Source organism: Sinorhizobium prairiense, assembly GCF_029201645.2.
Lineage (GTDB): Bacteria > Pseudomonadota > Alphaproteobacteria > Rhizobiales > Rhizobiaceae > Sinorhizobium > Sinorhizobium meliloti_A.
In genome coordinates this window covers 291,631-307,756 of the sequence record NZ_CP104130.1, presented here as the reverse complement: position 1 = coordinate 307,756, position 16,126 = coordinate 291,631, and the positions used below count along the sequence as shown (strand labels likewise).

Below are 16,126 nucleotides of genomic sequence, written 5' to 3'. Positions count from 1 at the left end.
GGCAAATGAACATGTAACTCGGCATCTTTGCCGGGTCCGCTCTGACCTTTTGCAGGCCCAGCGAGGGCTCGAGGGACGACTACGAAGACAGGATACCGAACTCTTGAAGTTGCTGTTGAGAGCTTCGTTAGAATTGAAACGGGCATCTGCGCTGTTGGGCACCATGACATTCGACGTAAGCGGATGTTGCGCAGTGCCTGTATTGGCAAACGTGGAGGAAAGACATGGGAGCACATTCCGTTTGGGTGCTTGAGTATGCCCGAAGCCCTGTTCACCCGGTAAGCGGCGTCTATTACGGCGCCCATAACCAGGGAACGATGAATCTGCCATTCGCATACATTCTGATAAGGACGGCCGACATCGTTGCGTTGGTGGACGTTGGCCACGATGCGAACGATTTCGGAGGAGAGATCGCGAACTCGATCGGAGTAACCGGATGGACGTCGCCGGACATCGTCCTCGGCGAATGTGGCGTGCGGCCTGAAGACGTAACTCACATCTTCATTACGCACGCCCATTTCGATCACATTGGCGGCCTGAAGTTCTTTCCCAATGCAAAGATCTTCATCCAGAAGAAGGAGCTCGAATCCTGGATGTGGATTCTTGCCAAGGGTCGCCGGTTTCGAACGCTGCTGGCCGGGCTGAACCCCGCCGATATACTTTATCTTACCCAGGCGAATATCGAGGGCAGACTGGAACTTGTCGAAGGACCGCGGGAAGATGTGCTTCCGGGCATTCACCTGTATCCCGCCCACGACACTCATACCGCAGGCTCCCAATATGTGGTGGTGCAAAACGGAGGCGGCGATGACAGGCTGGTGTTGTCCGGAGACGTCGTCTACACCTACCGAAACCTTAACGGCGACGATCAACTCGATCCTTGTTTCGTTCCCCCAGGGCTTGCGAACGGCAGCCAGACCAAGCTGATCGAGGCAGCCGAAGAGATGCTGGGCATCGTCGGAAATGACGAGCGGCGGATCATTCCAGTGCATGAGGAAAAATTGGCCGAAATCTACCCGACGCGCTTGAGCGATCACGGACTGCGGATAGTCGAGATCTGCGTCGCGGACGGAGAGCAATCGAGAGTTTGATCCTTCTGCTTTGATTACGACAGTGAGCACGACATGAATAGAGACGACTGCGTCGTCATGACGTATCTGATCGAATGCGACGGCGATCCTCGGTCGTTCGCAAGCAAGATCGCCAGCGATCAGTCGACGGGCACGTTCGTCGACCTTCCGGGGGAGACGCCGGAGCTGAAGGCGCGGGTCGCCGCCCGCGTGCTTGACGTCCGTGAGCTTTCCCCGATTTCCGTGCCTTCGATCCCGCAAAACGCGCTGGGACCTTCCTATCGGCGGGCGGAAGCCGACATCGCCTTTCCGATTGAAGCGGTCGGTGATGATCTTGCCGCTTTGATGACGATCACGATCGGCGGAGTCTTCTCGATCCGGGGCTTTACCGGCATACGTGTCTTACGCATGCAATTGCCGCATGCGTTCGGCGTCTCCTACCCCGGGCCGCAGTTCGGCATAGCGGGGACGCGGCGGCTGACAGGCGTCTTCGACCGCCCTCTGATAGGCACGATCATCAAGCCGGCGCTTGGTCTGCGTCCCAACGAAACGGCCGAGATGGTAAGCGAGCTTATTTCCTCGGGCGTTGATTTCATCAAGGATGATGAGAAGCTCTGCGGCCCGCCCTATTCGCCGCTCGAGGAGCGGGTGAGAGCGATCATGCCTCTTATCAAGGACCATGAGCAACGGACCGGCAAGAAGGTAATGTATGCCTTCAATATCTCCCATGTCGATCCCGACGTCATGATGAGAAACCACGACGTCGTCGCCGATTCCGGCGGAAACGCGGCCGTGATCAACATCAACTCTATCGGGCAAGGCGCTTTCCTGTTCTTGAGGAGGCGCTCAAGGCTGGCGCTGCATGCCCACCGTAACGGATGGGACATTCTCACCCGCCACCCCGGCCTGGGGATGAACTTCTCTGTTTACCAGCAGTACTGGCAGCTGCTCGGCGTCGACCAATTCCAGATCAACGGCATAGGATCCAAGTACTGGGAGCCCGACGATTCGTTTGTCCAGTCCTTCCACGACCTCGTCGCCCCTTTCGCGACCGGAGGAGAGAAGCCCATGCCGGTCGTTTGCTCGGGTCAATGGGGTGGACAAGCCCCTGAGACATATCGTCGAACCGGCAGGACGCTCGATCTCCTGTACCTCTGCGGTGGTGGCGTCGTCAGTCATCCAGGAGGTCCAGGTGCAGGCGTCAAAGCCGTTCGACAAGCATGGGAAGCCGCGCGCGAGGGTATTGATTTAGATTCATACGCGCAGAGCCATCCCGAGCTCAAGCAGGCATTGGCCAAATTCGGCAACCGCTATTGAAGCTTCCCTCGCGGGAAATGACCGCCTTTAGCCCGCGCCTCGGATTGCAGGAATCCCCATGAAGAACATCGTCGAACAGCTCAAGTCCGCGGTTTCGGCCACCAATGCGACCGATATCCGCGCCGCCTTCGCGGCCGATCCGAACCGCTTTTCGCGCTTCAGCACGAGGCTCGGGGATCTCCTCCTCGACTATTCGAAATGCGCCGTCAACGACAAGGTTCTCGACGGTCTCGAGGGGCTGGCGAAAGCCGCCAGGGTCGAAGAGAAACGTGATGCCATGTTCCGTGGCGACATCATCAACATCACCGAGGAACGCGCCGTACTGCATACCGCACTTCGGAACCGCTCGAACAGGCCGATCCTCGTCGGCGGCAAGGACGTCATGCCCGACGTCAACGCCGTTCTCGATGCGATGGGCGCCTTTGCCGACGACGTCCGTTCCGGTGCCCTGAAAGGAGCCACAGGCAAGAAAATCACCGACGTCGTCAATATCGGCATCGGCGGCTCCGACCTCGGCCCGGTCATGGCGACCCTGGCGCTCGCCCCCTTCCATCACGGCCCGCGGCTGCATTTCGTTTCCAATGTCGACGGCGCCCACATCGCCGACACGCTGAAGCTCCTCGATCCCGAGACTTCTCTCTTCATCGTCGCCTCCAAGACTTTCACCACGATCGAGACGATGACCAATGCGGCGACTGCCCGCGCCTTCATCGCCGGCAAGCTCGGCGAGGCGGCGGTGGGTCATCACTTCGCGGCCGTCTCCACCGCCCTGGATAAGGTCGGCGCCTTCGGCATCGATGCCGCCCGCGTCTTCGGCTTCTGGGACTGGGTCGGCGGGCGCTATTCCATCTGGTCTGCGATCGGCCTGCCGCTGATGATCGCGATCGGCAAGGAGAATTTCGGCCGCTTCCTCGATGGCGGCCACGCCATGGACGAGCATTTCCGCAGCGCGCCGCTTCGCCGGAATGTTCCCATGCTCCTCGGGCTCATCGGCTTCTTTCACCGCAACGTTCTCGGCTATCCGTCGCGGGCGATCCTGCCCTACGACCAGCGGCTGACGCGCTTCCCGGCCTATCTGCAGCAGCTCGACATGGAATCGAACGGCAAGGGCGTGACGCTCGACAGCCAGCCGGTCGAATTCGCAACCGGTCCCGTGGTCTGGGGCGAGCCCGGCACCAATGGCCAGCATGCCTTCTATCAGCTCATCCACCAGGGAACCGATGTCATTCCCGCCGAGTTCATGATCGCGGCGAACGGCCACGAAAAGGACCTGCGTCATCAGCACCAGCTCCTGATGGCGAACTGCCTGGCGCAGTCGGAAGCCCTCATGAAGGGGCGTACGCTGGCGGAAGCCAAGGCGCAGCTGACCTCCAAGGGTATGGACGAGGCAAAGGCCGGCAAAATCGCACCCCACCGCGTCTTCACCGGAAACCGGCCGTCGCTGACCATCGTCTACGATCAGCTCGACCCCTTCGCGCTCGGCCGTCTGATCGCGCTTTACGAACATCGCGTCTTTGTCGAAGGCGCGCTCTTCAACATCAATTCATTCGACCAGTGGGGCGTCGAGCTCGGCAAGGAACTGGCGACAGGCCTGCTGCCGGTCGTCGAAGGCAAGGAGAGCGCCGATAGTCACGATTCCTCGACCGCCGGGCTGGTTGCAGCGCTGCTGAAGGCTTTGCGCTGAATGCCAGTCCGCCTATCGCAAAATGCCTAGAGCCACCAGCGTTCGCTGACCGGCGCTCCGGTAGGCCGCACGAGCTATAGGTTGGTTACCTTCCTATTCGCGCTATCGCGGCATGGCGCGCCGCTTTGACGGTCTCTGGCAGCTTGCGATTTTCGATCACCACCTGTTTGGTCGCATCGTCTCCACCCACGACATGGTCAATGTCGTTCATTAGAGCATCGAACCCCTGTTTCGCGACGAGTTCCCGATCGTTTTTCATCGCTTTTCCGATCGGCGTGTCGGCCATGCCAGCATTGGCATGGAAATCAGTGTTCGTGGCCCCGGGGAGCAACGCCGTGACCGTGACGCCAGTGCCCCTCAGCTCCTCACGAAGCGACTCTGCGAACGGGAAGCCGAATGCCTTGGAGGGACCGTAAGTCGTCTCGAAGGGTGTGGGAGACGTCGCCGAAACAGACGTCACGATCAGGATACGGCCGTTGCCGTTCGCGACCATGTGTCGGACGACGTGCTTTGCCATGTGGACCGTTCCGGTGACATTGACCGCGATGACGCGCAGATCGTCCTCGAGAGAGGTCTCCGTGAATGCTCCGCCTACCGCGATGCCCACGTTTAACGCGCATGCTTCGATCGGTCGCTTCAACTGCAGTATGAATTCCCAGAAGGCTTCGATGCCTTCGTAGGTTCCGGCGTCGGCCTGGAGCGGAAATGCCTCAGCGCCGCCGTTTCGAAGCTTCTCCGCGGCAAGGAAGATCCTTTCACTGGAGCCCGACAGAGCGACATCGAATCCGTTCTGCGCAAACTGTCGGGCGATTTCGAATCCTATTCCCGATGACGCGCCTGTAACCATTGCCAGAGGCCGTTCAGTGCTCATTCTCGTCCCTTTTCGCGAGCGTATGCGTAACAGGTCGCAGCCCCGCCGTACCGAATGTTCTTGCAAACATGAGACGACGCATGACTTCGTCGTCGCGAGCCTGGGCAGTCGCGGTTGGGCATGGGGATAGCTTCCATGCCCAGACACAATGGTGCGACGCTAGCCTCAGGAACTCAGTTCAAGCATTGCGCGGACCTCGTCCGGAGTTGCCGGTTCCCGTCCTGCCGCGCGGATGACACGAACAGTTTCGCGGATCAGCACTTCGTTCGGGGGGTAGTCGAGTTCCGGATAGGGGTAGTCGCCAATTCCAATGGCAAGATGGCCGCCGCGCCTGGCAATCGCATCGGCGAGCGCGAGGAGGTTGCCACCCAAAACGTTCGCCGTCCAGTCGATGCGCCGGTCCTCAGGCAGGAACGTCAAGTGGGCATCTAGGCCCTGGACCGTGCCGGGATGACCGGTGATGGTTTTACCATCCGTCATGTGGAAGAGCATGTACCCCGGTTCGTCGATTAGTCCGATGTCCATCAGCATGAGCGCGCGTCGCGTAAAACCGACAGACCAACTGACCATCTTGGGCTTGACGCCCGCTCGCTTGAGCTCGCGAGCATAGTGGATGAGCGAGTCGGTGGTGTTGGCGTAGACACGATCAACAAAGGATACCTCTCCGCTGCCCCGGTCGTAGCTCTCCAGATTTGCGCTGCCGGTGTCGATCGGCGCGATATCCGGCTTGGTTGCCGGATCCGCCGCGAGCCGGACGACGTTGTCTATCCTTTTGCGAGCGTCGGCGTCATTCGAGATGAAGCCCAGTGTCGGGAGGATGAGAATGTCCGATTTCGCCCTCACCTTGCGGATGATCTCGTCGTAGGCTTCGAACGTGTTCAACGGTTGACCGTCTACGGTTCGCGCGTGGAAGTGCAGGATCGACGCGCCTTCTTCACGCACCCTGGCTGCGGTTTCCGCAATCTCGTCGGATGTCCAAGGAACGTTCCTATTGTGGTCGCGCATCGCATACTCGTTGATACGCGCCTCCAGGATAAGCTTCTTCATCTTAAAGCCTCCTCGTGCTGCTTTTCGGTGCCGTGAAGCACGCGCATAAAATAATCGTCGTCGCCGACCTGACCTCCTTTGAGGAGAACCTCGAGGCCGTCTAATCCCCCACCCATCAGCTCGCAAAGATGACCGTGCTGAACCCGATCGAAGACCTTGATGGTCAGCGACTCCGCCGCGCTCTGCCGGACCGCGTAGCTAGAACTGTCGCCGCCGGCCAGGACAACACGCTGGACGCCCGTCTCCTTTCTGGCCGCGATCATGAGATTGGCATAGGCTTCGCCAATGAGCTGGGGCGGAATGTCCTCGAACCTGTCGCGGTCCATCGCGTGGCCACGTGCGGTGTAGACGATCGTCGGCCGCTCATTGGCGAGATGGGCCATGATCTGCGGTTTGACGACTTCGATTTTGTAAGCGACCGCCCGACTGTCGGTAAGCTCGAGCGGATTGAGTTCGAGCGTCGCCCACCCCGCCTGAACCGCAGCGTCGATCTGGCGGCCCGTCTGAATGGCGCAGCTGCCCGACAGCACCAGCAGGTTCGACGCGGGTGCGATGGCTGTACCGACGTCGAGAAGGTCGAGCGGATTCTTCTGTTTCGCCAGTTGCTTGCCGAGCGCCTGAGCAAGACCCTGGGCCGCTATCGCGAAAACCGGCCGGCTTTTGTGGTGCTCCCAAAGCGCGCTGGCAATATTCTCGAGATCGCGATTGTCCACGCCATCGAAAACAACGCCCTTCCCGTCGGAAAGAAAATTTTCGAGGCGTTCCGACAGCGTCGCTTCGTCCCGGATCTCCGGCAGGAATATATTGGCGAAATCGAGCGAGCACAGGTCCGCCAGGTGCCGCCGGAGATCAGATTCCTTCATGGGAGTACGCGGATGGTTCGACATGCTCGGATGCCGATCCAGTCGCACGATCTCGGAGCCGAACTTCGCATAGTGGTTGCCAAACGCCGTGTAACGGCCGAAGTCGGGCGTTGCAGCCAGGACAACCAGGTCGTATTCGCCTCCTCCCCCGCGAGCTGTTCCGCGGCGAACCCGAAGTTGCCGACCTGCGGGGCGGAATCGAAGGTCGAGCAGATCTTGTACTGCAGGAACGTGCAGCCTAACGATTGGAGCGCTTTGAAGGCTGGAAATACTTCGGCAGTGATCTGCGAGTTGTCCAGTGCGCGCGCCGTTCCCGCAAATCCCACGACATCCAGGTCGCAAGCTGCTTCCGCCAGCGCCTCCTGCGAAGGAACCCGCAGATACAGTCTGGTTCGCAGCCCGTTTCGGTGAAACTGCGCGAGGTTTTCCGACGAACCGGTGAAATCGTCGCCGTAAAAGCCAACGAGCGGCCTTTTCCCTTCCATGAATCTTCCTCCCGGCGGCCCTTCCGCATGTCCGCGCATTCACAACCACTTGACAGCACTAATAAGGAAGGATCATATCATGGTCAAGATCATACCTCATACCTTTATCGCAACCGGAACTTTTTGGGAGGTCATCAATGCGATTGAACGGGAAAACAGCCCTTGTGACGGGCGCCGCCCGCGGCATCGGCAGGGCCATCGCCGTTGCTTTTGCCCGCGAAGGGGCTGAAGTCGTGGTCTGCGACCGCGACGAGGAAGCGGCCAAGCTCACTGCAGAGGAAATCGGTTCCGCTGCGCTGGCGGTTCGTGCGGATATCTCCGTCGATGAAGACGTGAGCGGTCTGGTGAATCAAGCGCTTGCGCGCTTCGGCAAGATCGACATCTTGGTGAACAATGCCGGGATTGGCGCGACAACCCTGTTTTTGGAAAGTTCGAGGGAAGAGTTCGAGCGCGTCGTTCGCATCAATCTCACGGGCACGTTCCTGGTGTCGCAGGCAGTCGCGCGAACAATGGCTGAACGCAAGAGCGGCTCGATCGTGAACATCGCTTCACTCTCTGGACAAAAGGGCGGGGTCGGCCGGTCCGCTTACGGCGCGTCAAAGGCTGGCGTCGAGCTGCTCAACAAGGTCATGGCCGTTGAACTGGCCGACCACGGCATCAATGTGAACGCAATCGCTCCCGGACCGATTCTGACGGAAGTTTCGCGTACCATGCACACCATCGAGACCAGGGAAGCCTATCACCGTCTGGTTCCACAGCGGCGCTATGGCGAGCCGGAGGAGATTGCCGATGCCGCTGTCTTTCTCGCTAGCGAGGAAGCGCGCTACATCACGGGCCATACTTTGAATGTCGACGGCGGCTTCCTAGCCGCAGGACTGTTGTTCCCGTTTGATCCCAAGACATCGAAAAAGCTCGGCGACGAAACGTGATACCTCGCGAGCTGGACAGGGCGTCTTGCCGCAGGTGTTCTTCTGCCGTTTGACATTTGTTTTACGAGTATCCGGCCGGGGTGGTATAAGGTCTCACGACCACCCCGACTCTGCGGGCGGTGCAGATTGGATACTGAAAGGGAAACTGTGTGTTGAATGGTCAGAAGAAACCGCAGACGCGGGTTGAGTTCGCGTTGGACTACATTACCAATGAAATCGCCAACGGCAATCTAAGAGCCGGCGACAAGCTTCCAAACGAAAAGGACCTGGCCGAGCAGCTGGGAATTAGTCGTACTCCTATTCGCGAAGCGATGAAGACGCTCGCCGTCGCCGGCTTGATCGATATTCGGCACGGCCACGGAAGCTATGTTCGCGAGGAAAAGGGCGCTCCCGCGCTGCCCCTCAATCTGTTCCAGTTGTATCTTCAGGATTCGACGCCCGAAATGCTGATGGAACTGCGGGACATCTTCGACCGCAATTGCTCAGAACTCGCCGCGCAGCGCCGCACCGACGAAGATCTCGCGAGGATGCGTGAATGCATCGACAGGCTCAAGGCGCTGACGGAGCAGCCCGACGCGTCGCTGGATGACATGTTGAAGGCTGATCTGGATTTTCATCGAGCTATCTATGAGGCCACCGGAAACAAACTCATTATGACGGTAGCCGAGTTCGTTTTGAACATGGTCGCCCCATGGGTCCGAAAATCGCTTGATGTCAGCGGCCGCGTGAGAGCGGTCGATCTCCATGAACAGATCTACGATGCCATTCTCAAGCGGGAGATAGGCCCGCAGAACCGCATGAGCGTCGACGCGAACATGAAGCACTTCATGCAGTCGCTCGATCAAGAATGAGAGTGGGCGCCGTTCACTGAATTCGCGGTCTGCTTGGCCTCGGGACATTTGGCAGGCTTGTGGTGGCGGCACTTGCGAGCGACAGCTGCAGCCGTAGAACCGCGGCTGCGGGAGCCTTACTGCAACCCAAGCATCTCCCGCGCTTCATCCGGGGCGGCAATTTCGCGGCCCATGGCCCACGCGAGATTTGCGATGTGCCGGACAACATCCCCGTTGTTGGGGGTACCCAACTCCGGCCAGCCATAGTCGCCGAGGCCGACGGAGACATGGCCGCCCATTTCTATAGCTGCCGCTGCCGGGGCGGTAATGTTGCCGATTTTGTTACAGACGCTCCATTCGAGCGGCTGCGCCGGCAGGAAATCGAGGTGAGCAAGTAGTCCCATGACGGTCCCAGGATGGCCTCCGAGGATGCCCTGATCCGTCAGCTCGAACATCAAGTACGCAGGAGCAGCGACGAGACCCATCTCTCTAAGGGCCACGAAGGTTCGCGTGAAGGCCACCGTCCAGCTCACAAACTGCGGCTTGACACCGAGCTCCGGCAGCCTTTTGGCAAACAGCTTCAAGGTCGCGACATCGTTTCGATAGGTCATCGTGTCGGAAAGGAAATCCCGGGCTTCCGGATCAAAACGGTCGATATTTGTACTGCCCGTGTCGATCGGAGCGATATCGGGGCGCGTGGCCGGATCCTTGGCTAGCACCTCGATATGAGCAAGACGGCTTCCCCAACCTTCCTTCGTGATCTGGCCCAGCGTCGGATAGACCAGGCAATCACACACATCTCGGATCGCCCTGATCGCTTTCGCATAGTCTTCTGCGCCGTGGGCCGGCGCACCCTCCGCGTCTCTCGCATGAAAATGAACGATGCTCGCGCCCGCCTCCCGCGCTTTCGCGGCTTCCGATGCAATCTCTTCCGCTGTGAAAGGCACGTTCGGATTCGCGGTGCGCGGCATGTACTCGTTCAAGCGCGCTTCGATGATCAGTTTTCGCTTCACTGGCATCTTTCTTACCCTGACCTCCTTTTCGGCCCCACTACTCTTGAGCGGACGGATAGACTCGTGTGAAAGCAGGCCGTCTGCAGCGGCGAATGAACAGCCGCCTTGCACTTGACCATTCGCGGCCAATACTCCTTGATCGCCTTGGATCCGGGACTTACGGTATTTTGTAGGCGTATTTTTATCCCGCTTTTGAAGTTGCCGTGTCCAGCGATTGCTTGAAGTGCTGCATGTTGGCTTCGACGCTCAAGCGGTTTGTCTGGCCGACCGTGCGATCGCGTATCGAGTCATACATCTGTTCGTGCAGCTCGACGGCGCGGACGCGCCCGCTTACATCCAGCGATTTCTTCACCCAGGGCGCAACCATGTTCAGAACGAACTCGGCAATGGTCACGATCAGTATGTTGCCGCTGGCCTCATAGATAGCGCGGTGAAAATCGAGGTCGGCCTTCAACATGTCGTCCAAGGAAGCGTCTGGCTGGGCCGTTAGTGCCTTCAGACGATTGATGCATTCCCGCATCTTCGCCAGATCGTCCTGCGTTCGCCGTTGTGCTGCGATTTCCGTGCAATTGCGATCGAAGATATCCCGAAGCTCCATCAGCATTTCGGGGGTGGAATCCTGAAGGTAGAGCTGAAAGAGGGTGAGCGGCGTCGACGGCAGGCCCGGCCCTTCTCGCACATAGCTTCCGTGACCGTGCCGAATGTCTATGAGGCCCGCCACCGAAAGGGTCTTCATCGCCTCGCGAATTGGGGTACGGCTTATGCCTAGCTGCTCGGCCAGCTCCTTCTCGTTTGGAAGCTTGTCGCCTGCCTTTAGATTGCCCGGGCAATCTCCCCGGTGATGTAGTCCAAGGCCAGCTCGAGGCGCGTCTGAGTCTTCTTCGGCTCGTCCAACACTCTCATCCTTCCAAATCTTTCATCTTCAGCCCGTTAGTGGTATTACGTTATACCATCGGGCAAGATTCTGGAACCAGAAGTCGTACTGTGAACAAACAAACGCGACAGAGTTGGCGAGCCGGTCTCAATTTTTTCATCCACGAGCTTCACGTCTTGCGTGAAGGGGCAGCAGCCTGGCGGTAAGACCCACAGTCGACATTCAGCGTATCCCCGGTCGGCAGCGGCTGCGTTCGCGCGTTCCTGTGTATGCTTGTTTCGGAATACCTTCGCCAGGATGGAATCGCGCGCTACATCGGGGGCTCTTCCCGATGCCCTATGCGGTCTGCAGACCTCAGATCTAACCCTGTGGTCGGGTGCGAAAACTCGACGACTGCAAAGTTTGCGAAGGTGCTTGCCCGAAACGCTTTCGGTAGTCAGCGAAGAAGCGGCCGGAATGAGGGAAGCCCCATTTAGGAGCGATGTCACACACCGTTTGCGAGGGCTTAGCTTGCAAGAGTTATTGGTGAACGGCGTCAAGCCTCAGATACTGCAGATAAGACGTGGGCGTTGTCAGTTTGAAGCGTCGGAAGCCTTCTTGAAGGCTTCGTATTCCGGATCCCGATGCCAGCGCGACATGCCGCCGGACTGTCTTACCTAATTCTTCGGCTGATAGCCCTATTCTCGGCTAGCACGCAGGAAGAGCTCGGGCGGCAGATTTCACCATGGTGGCGGAGAAGTTTGTGGACTCGAAAAGATCGATGAGCGCGGTGATGGTCAGCGATTGGCGGATGCGTTTAGGCTGGCTCGACATTGCGACGCGACACTCGCACTCGAGACCCTCGATAGCCTTGCGGATTCCAGCAATAGGCTACTCTTTAACGATCGGCGGCGCGCCAAAGATACCGTTTCGTCAACGACGCCTAGCGACGCTGCTGTCGCGAACTCACCCCGGCGCCGACCAGCCGGGGTGAAGCAATAGTAGCTCGCGGGTTTACTTGAGGACGGACGGAACCCAAAGCACTAGTGACGGCCACATCAGCAGGGCGATCAAGAACACTATCTGGATCACCATGAACTGCCCCATCCCCCTGTAGATCGATTTCAGGCTCCATTGAGGAACGACGTTCTTCAAGAAATATGCCGACATCGCCACCGGCGGACTCAAATATGCGGTCTGGAGATTAACCGCGACAAGTACACCGAACCAAAGCAGGAGTTCCGGCTTCGTCAGTCCCAAGTCGAGCTGGAGGACGATCGGCGTGAAGATCGGGAGAAACACCAGAACAATGGCGGGCCACTCAAAGGGCCAACCAAGAGCGAATATGATCGCCATAATAATTACGAGCTTCCACATATCCGAGACAGGAATGCTCGTAACGACGTCCGTGATGATCGCCGCTCCACCTAGTTGAGTGAAGACAGCGCCGAATACATTCGACGCTACCGCCAGGAGGAGAACCATGCTCGAGGTAACTACAGTGGCCATTGCGGCATTCTTCAGCGTCCCTAAACTTAGCTTGCGGTAAGCGAGTGCCAAGATTGTTGCCCCCACCGCTCCACAAGACGCGGCCTCCGTAGGAGTGGCCAATCCGGACAGAATCGAGCCGAGAGTTGCAACGATAAGCAGGCACAGCGGTAGAACGCCGACGACGAACTCATGCACGATCTCGATCGCGCTCCCGACCTGTTCCTCGATTGGCAGAGGCGGACCAACGCGGGGAGTTACATAGCTTCGTGCGACGCAGTAGGTCGCATAGCACACAGCCAGCATGAAGCCGGGTGCCATCGCGGCTCCATACAGCTGGTTCACGGGCACTCCGAGTGTCGGTCCCATTACAACGAGCATCACGCTTGGGGGAATGAGGATCCCGAGCGTGCCACCGGCTGCGATTGCACCCGCTGACAACTTCTCGTCATAGCCTGCCTTTATCATCATCGGCCCGGCCATGATGCCGAGGACGGTCACCGCGGCTCCGACGATTCCCGTCGCCATTGCGAAGATTGTCGCGGTGAGAAGCACGGCAAGAAATAGCGACCCGTTCAAGGGAGCCATGATCTGCCGCATGGAGCCGAACAATCGGTTCATCAGGCCCGCCTGCTCGGTCATGTAGCCCATGAATATGAAGAGTGGGACTGCCGGGAGAATGTCGTCCTTCATGGTCCCGAAAATCTGTAGATAGGCGAGGCTGAAGGTTATGTTCACACCGATCCCGATCGAGCCCAAGACAAGTGCGATAAAAAGAAGCGTGAACGCGATCGGAAAGCCGATGAATATAAAAGCGAGCATGCCACCGAGCATGGCAATGCTGAGAATGTCATTGAAGCTCATCGTGTTGACCTTTCAGATCTCGATCTTTTCGTGGGTCTCGAAAGCCCGCCCGGTGGTCACCGCGAACAGTGACTTGAGCAGTTCCGAAATTCCCTGGAAAAAGAGAAGAATCGCGGTCAGTGGGATGACGCCTCGCAGCGGCCAGATAGCTGGCATCCATAGGCTCAGGGTGGATTTCTCGTTGATTTCGTAAGAGTAAAGGAAGTCGTCCAGCGATATATGGAAGATGATGGCCATCACCGGGAGAAACAGGGCGACATAGCAGACGGCGTCGATCGCGCCCTTCTTTCTATCGCTGAAGCTATCCCAGAATATGTCGGTTCTCACATGTGCACCCTTCAGCAGGGCGTATGATGACCCGAGCATGAACATCGCGCCATATGACATCACCGTCGCGTCAGCTGCCCAGATCGTCGGAGACGAAAATACATAGCGCGAGACGACTTCCACGGTGTTGGATAGAACCAACGGGATAGTGAGGACAGCGACGAGAAGTACGAACTTTTCGGTGAAGCCATCGATGATCTTGATCGCCCGGAGTGCGGCGGGCGGAAATGGGGGTGCAGGTTTGCTCACGAATTATCTCCAGGCAATCGAGAAGAAGGCGCGGCTCAGCCGCGCCTTGTAAATCCTACTTAGCTTCGGGCCAGTAATGGTCCGCACCGAGGTTGTAGGGAGCCTGGATTAGCCGCTTTGCGGGGACGACTTTCGACGCGTAGTCGCGTTGGGAGTCATATACCTTCTTGAAGAAGGCGTTGTTCTCGCTTTCCTTTTTCGCGATTTCGTCCCAAGAGGCGAGAATGTTCTGTAGAACGTCGTCGGGAGTACGGTGAACGGTCACGCCGTCTTCGTTGCGCATCTTGTCAAGCGCATCGGCGTCGAGCTTGCCCTTCCGGATATGCGACCTCAGGGTCGCTTCGCTTGCGGCAGCCTGCATGATGGCCTGGAGATCGGGAGCCAGCGAGTTCCAGACGTCACCGTTCACAAGGAAATCGACGATCGTCGCGGGATTGTGTGTCGACATTGGATAGAAATGTTTCCAGATCGTCTGGAACCCGATGCCCATATCTTCGGCCGGGCCTACGAATTCAGCACATTCAATGACACCTCGCTCACCTGCCGGGACGATCTCGCCGCCGGGCATGTTCACCGTAGACATACCCGAAGAGGCGAAAACTTCAGCTGTCACGCCAGTTTGGCGGCATTTCCGTCCTTTAAGGTCCGCCCAACTCTCAACCGGGCGTGCAAACCATCCCAGCGCCTGATTTGCGCTCGTGACGGACGGGATTACTTCGATGTTGGTCTTCAACTCTACGCGATAATAGTCGCGGTAAAGCTCAATACCGCCTCCCTCGTAAAGCCAACCGACGTAGTCGAGGATGTCCATGCCGAACGGCCCCCCGGCAGCGTCGCCGAAGAGTGTTCCTGCCCGATGTTTGCCGACCCAATAAGCGACAGTGGAATGGCCGCCATCAATCACGTTTTTGTTGACCGCGTCCAGCACCTCGAACGCAGGGACGATAGTGCCTGCGGGCATGAACTCGATTTTCAGCCGACCGCCCGAGAGTTCTTCGACGCGCTTCGCCCACGTTTCCGCGGACGTGTAAATCGTGCTGGATGCCGGATATGCCGATTGAAAGCGAAGCGTTCTGGTCTCGGCCTGGGCCGAAGTGGTCATTGCGACGATCAACGCGGCAATGCCACCGCAAATGAGCGATTTAGTTTTCATAAAATCCTCCCTCTAGCGCTCCTTCCGCCCTCCTCGGCTTCTTAGAGCTCTGGTGGTATGACCTCATACCACAACCAGACAAACAGGTAGCCTCCCGGCTGTCAAGAACTTCGTTGAGAGGAGCCGGCGAAGGCTCTTGCGCAGAAGCACTCGCCCCGTCGATATGGAAACCTCAAGGTTTGGACCATCGCGCTGCAGCAACCGAATAGTTTTCCAAGCAGACGACGCGATCTTCGACCGCTGTGGCGATCGACATGAACGCATCGCGGAAACGCGATCCCGGTTCAGATCGATCTCGAGACCGTGATCCTTGGCCCATTGAAGCCAGCTATAGAGGGTTTGCTCCGACTTGATTAGCGTATAGCCGACGAGGTCCGAAGGCCGCCGTATCGGCCTCTCCCCGTTCGCGACCTCGGGAGCGCACGCGACCACGATCGTCTCGAGGGGACACTCCTCGGTCGCGATGGAGCCGAGACGGGGCACGCTGCCGTAGCAAATATCGACGTCCACGGAACCGTCGCTCAGTTTGGTTGGCTCCGATGAGGAAATCAGCCGGATTTCGAGTGAGGGATGGAGCGACTCGAATCGCGGAAGTCGGGGCATCAGCCATAGCGGCGCGAGGCTCGGAGCGCAGCCGACGCTCAGGACGTCGACGCTGTTGCGCCTGCACACTTTGTCGGTGGCGCGCTCGATCATCAACAGCGCTTCGGACAAGTCACGGTGATACCGTATCGCCGATCTCGGTGAGGGGTGACGTTCCGCCCGATACGGTGAAAGAGCTTTTCTCCGAGGTCCCCTTCCATCAGCCTGATCTGGTGGCTGACGGCCGACGGCGTCAGCTGGGCCGCGGCCTCCAGGAAAGAACCCCTCGTCCCCGCCGCGACGAGGGACTGGATGGCCCGATCCGATCTGGTCTCGTGGTCCCACACCAGGTCTAAAGCGGCCACGGCGTCGTCGAGATGCGAAGCCTTCGTCACGCTTATGATAGGTGACGCGGCGTCCGGTTTGACTAGAACCCACACCGATACCAATCGCGCCGTAGGCCGATCGAAACGCTCGTGACCGTCGCCTTGTCGGACTCCT

General features: G+C 58.6%; 16 protein-coding genes and 2 pseudogenes. 5 read left to right on the top strand and 13 right to left on the bottom strand.

Annotated features, from left to right (window positions below):
* Nucleotides 1-224: 224 nt before the first annotated feature.
* Genes N0Q91_RS01515 through pgi form a run of 3 tightly spaced genes read left to right on the top strand, consistent with a single transcriptional unit; the run spans nt 225 to nt 4,071 of the window.
* Nucleotides 225-1,091 (top strand): N-acyl homoserine lactonase family protein, encoded by an 867-nt coding sequence (locus N0Q91_RS01515; RefSeq protein WP_275596064.1) that lies wholly within the window; start codon nt 225-227, stop codon nt 1,089-1,091.
* 33 nt (nt 1,092-1,124) lie between these two features.
* Nucleotides 1,125-2,387, top strand: a complete 1,263-nt coding sequence (gene oiaX, locus N0Q91_RS01510) for a 3-oxo-isoapionate-4-phosphate decarboxylase OiaX (protein ID WP_275596063.1) — start codon at nt 1,125-1,127, stop codon at nt 2,385-2,387.
* A gap of 58 nt (nt 2,388-2,445) precedes the next feature.
* Nucleotides 2,446-4,071: a glucose-6-phosphate isomerase gene (gene pgi / locus N0Q91_RS01505; RefSeq protein WP_275596062.1), complete on the top strand. Its 1,626-nt coding sequence runs from the start codon at nt 2,446-2,448 to the stop codon at nt 4,069-4,071.
* 85 nt (nt 4,072-4,156) lie between these two features.
* On the opposite strand, the gene N0Q91_RS01500 is transcribed toward pgi, so the two are convergent.
* The 5 genes and pseudogenes from N0Q91_RS01500 to N0Q91_RS01480 all read right to left on the bottom strand — a co-directional run bounded on the left by N0Q91_RS01500 (nt 4,157) and on the right by N0Q91_RS01480 (nt 7,337).
* A complete protein-coding gene (locus tag N0Q91_RS01500; RefSeq protein WP_275596061.1) occupies nt 4,157-4,942 on the bottom strand; it encodes an SDR family NAD(P)-dependent oxidoreductase in 786 nt (261 codons plus the stop codon).
* 165 nt (nt 4,943-5,107) lie between these two features.
* Entirely contained in the window at nt 5,108-5,989 is an 882-nt protein-coding gene (locus N0Q91_RS01495) for a beta-keto acid cleavage family enzyme (protein WP_275596060.1), read from the bottom strand.
* On the bottom strand, nt 5,986-6,678 hold the full coding sequence (locus tag N0Q91_RS01490) for a nucleotide-binding domain containing protein (RefSeq protein ID WP_345774968.1): 693 nt from the start codon (nt 6,676-6,678) through the stop codon (nt 5,986-5,988). The genes N0Q91_RS01495 and N0Q91_RS01490 overlap by 4 nt, the downstream gene beginning before the upstream one ends.
* Nucleotides 6,661-6,921: pseudogene (locus N0Q91_RS01485) on the bottom strand (four-carbon acid sugar kinase family protein); the annotation flags it as partial. The gene N0Q91_RS01490 and the pseudogene N0Q91_RS01485, both read right to left, overlap by 18 nt.
* Nucleotides 6,849-7,337 carry a four-carbon acid sugar kinase family protein gene (locus tag N0Q91_RS01480; protein ID WP_275596059.1) on the bottom strand — a complete coding sequence of 163 codons (489 nt, stop codon included), beginning with the start codon at nt 7,335-7,337 and terminating at the stop codon, nt 6,849-6,851. The gene N0Q91_RS01480 and the pseudogene N0Q91_RS01485, both read right to left, overlap by 73 nt.
* Nucleotides 7,338-7,474: 137 nt before the next feature.
* Here N0Q91_RS01480 and N0Q91_RS01475 point away from each other — a divergent pair, with 137 nt between their 5' ends.
* On the top strand, nt 7,475-8,266 hold the full coding sequence (locus N0Q91_RS01475) for an SDR family NAD(P)-dependent oxidoreductase (protein ID WP_275602491.1): 792 nt from the start codon (nt 7,475-7,477) through the stop codon (nt 8,264-8,266).
* Nucleotides 8,267-8,415: 149 nt separating this feature from the next.
* Nucleotides 8,416-9,117: a FadR/GntR family transcriptional regulator gene (locus tag N0Q91_RS01470; RefSeq protein ID WP_275596057.1), complete on the top strand. Its 702-nt coding sequence runs from the start codon at nt 8,416-8,418 to the stop codon at nt 9,115-9,117.
* Nucleotides 9,118-9,233: 116 nt separating this feature from the next.
* On the opposite strand, the gene N0Q91_RS01465 is transcribed toward N0Q91_RS01470, so the two are convergent.
* From N0Q91_RS01465 to N0Q91_RS01430, 8 genes and pseudogenes are all read right to left on the bottom strand, one after another.
* The gene (locus N0Q91_RS01465; protein WP_275596056.1) at nt 9,234-10,115 is read right to left on the bottom strand and encodes a beta-keto acid cleavage family enzyme; all 882 of its coding nucleotides are present in this window, start codon (nt 10,113-10,115) and stop codon (nt 9,234-9,236) included.
* A gap of 175 nt (nt 10,116-10,290) precedes the next feature.
* Nucleotides 10,291-10,845: a FadR/GntR family transcriptional regulator gene (locus N0Q91_RS01460; protein WP_275596055.1), complete on the bottom strand. Its 555-nt coding sequence runs from the start codon at nt 10,843-10,845 to the stop codon at nt 10,291-10,293.
* A gap of 818 nt (nt 10,846-11,663) precedes the next feature.
* A pseudogene (locus tag N0Q91_RS01455) lies at nt 11,664-11,853 on the bottom strand (hydrolase); the annotation flags it as partial.
* 123 nt (nt 11,854-11,976) lie between these two features.
* Nucleotides 11,977-13,314, bottom strand: a complete 1,338-nt coding sequence (locus N0Q91_RS01450) for a TRAP transporter large permease (protein WP_275596054.1) — start codon at nt 13,312-13,314, stop codon at nt 11,977-11,979.
* Nucleotides 13,315-13,326: 12 nt separating this feature from the next.
* Nucleotides 13,327-13,890, bottom strand: coding sequence for a TRAP transporter small permease subunit (locus N0Q91_RS01445; protein ID WP_275596053.1), 564 nt, complete (start codon nt 13,888-13,890; stop codon nt 13,327-13,329).
* A gap of 55 nt (nt 13,891-13,945) precedes the next feature.
* Nucleotides 13,946-15,043 carry a TRAP transporter substrate-binding protein gene (locus N0Q91_RS01440; protein ID WP_275596052.1) on the bottom strand — a complete coding sequence of 366 codons (1,098 nt, stop codon included), beginning with the start codon at nt 15,041-15,043 and terminating at the stop codon, nt 13,946-13,948.
* A 63-nt stretch (nt 15,044-15,106) separates the two neighbouring features.
* Nucleotides 15,107-15,739: a LysR substrate-binding domain-containing protein gene (locus N0Q91_RS01435; RefSeq protein WP_275596051.1), complete on the bottom strand. Its 633-nt coding sequence runs from the start codon at nt 15,737-15,739 to the stop codon at nt 15,107-15,109.
* Nucleotides 15,739-15,972 carry a helix-turn-helix domain-containing protein gene (locus N0Q91_RS01430; protein ID WP_275596388.1) on the bottom strand — a complete coding sequence of 78 codons (234 nt, stop codon included), beginning with the start codon at nt 15,970-15,972 and terminating at the stop codon, nt 15,739-15,741. Before N0Q91_RS01430 ends, N0Q91_RS01435 begins: the two co-directional genes overlap by 1 nt.
* Nucleotides 15,973-16,126: the final 154 nt, after the last annotated feature.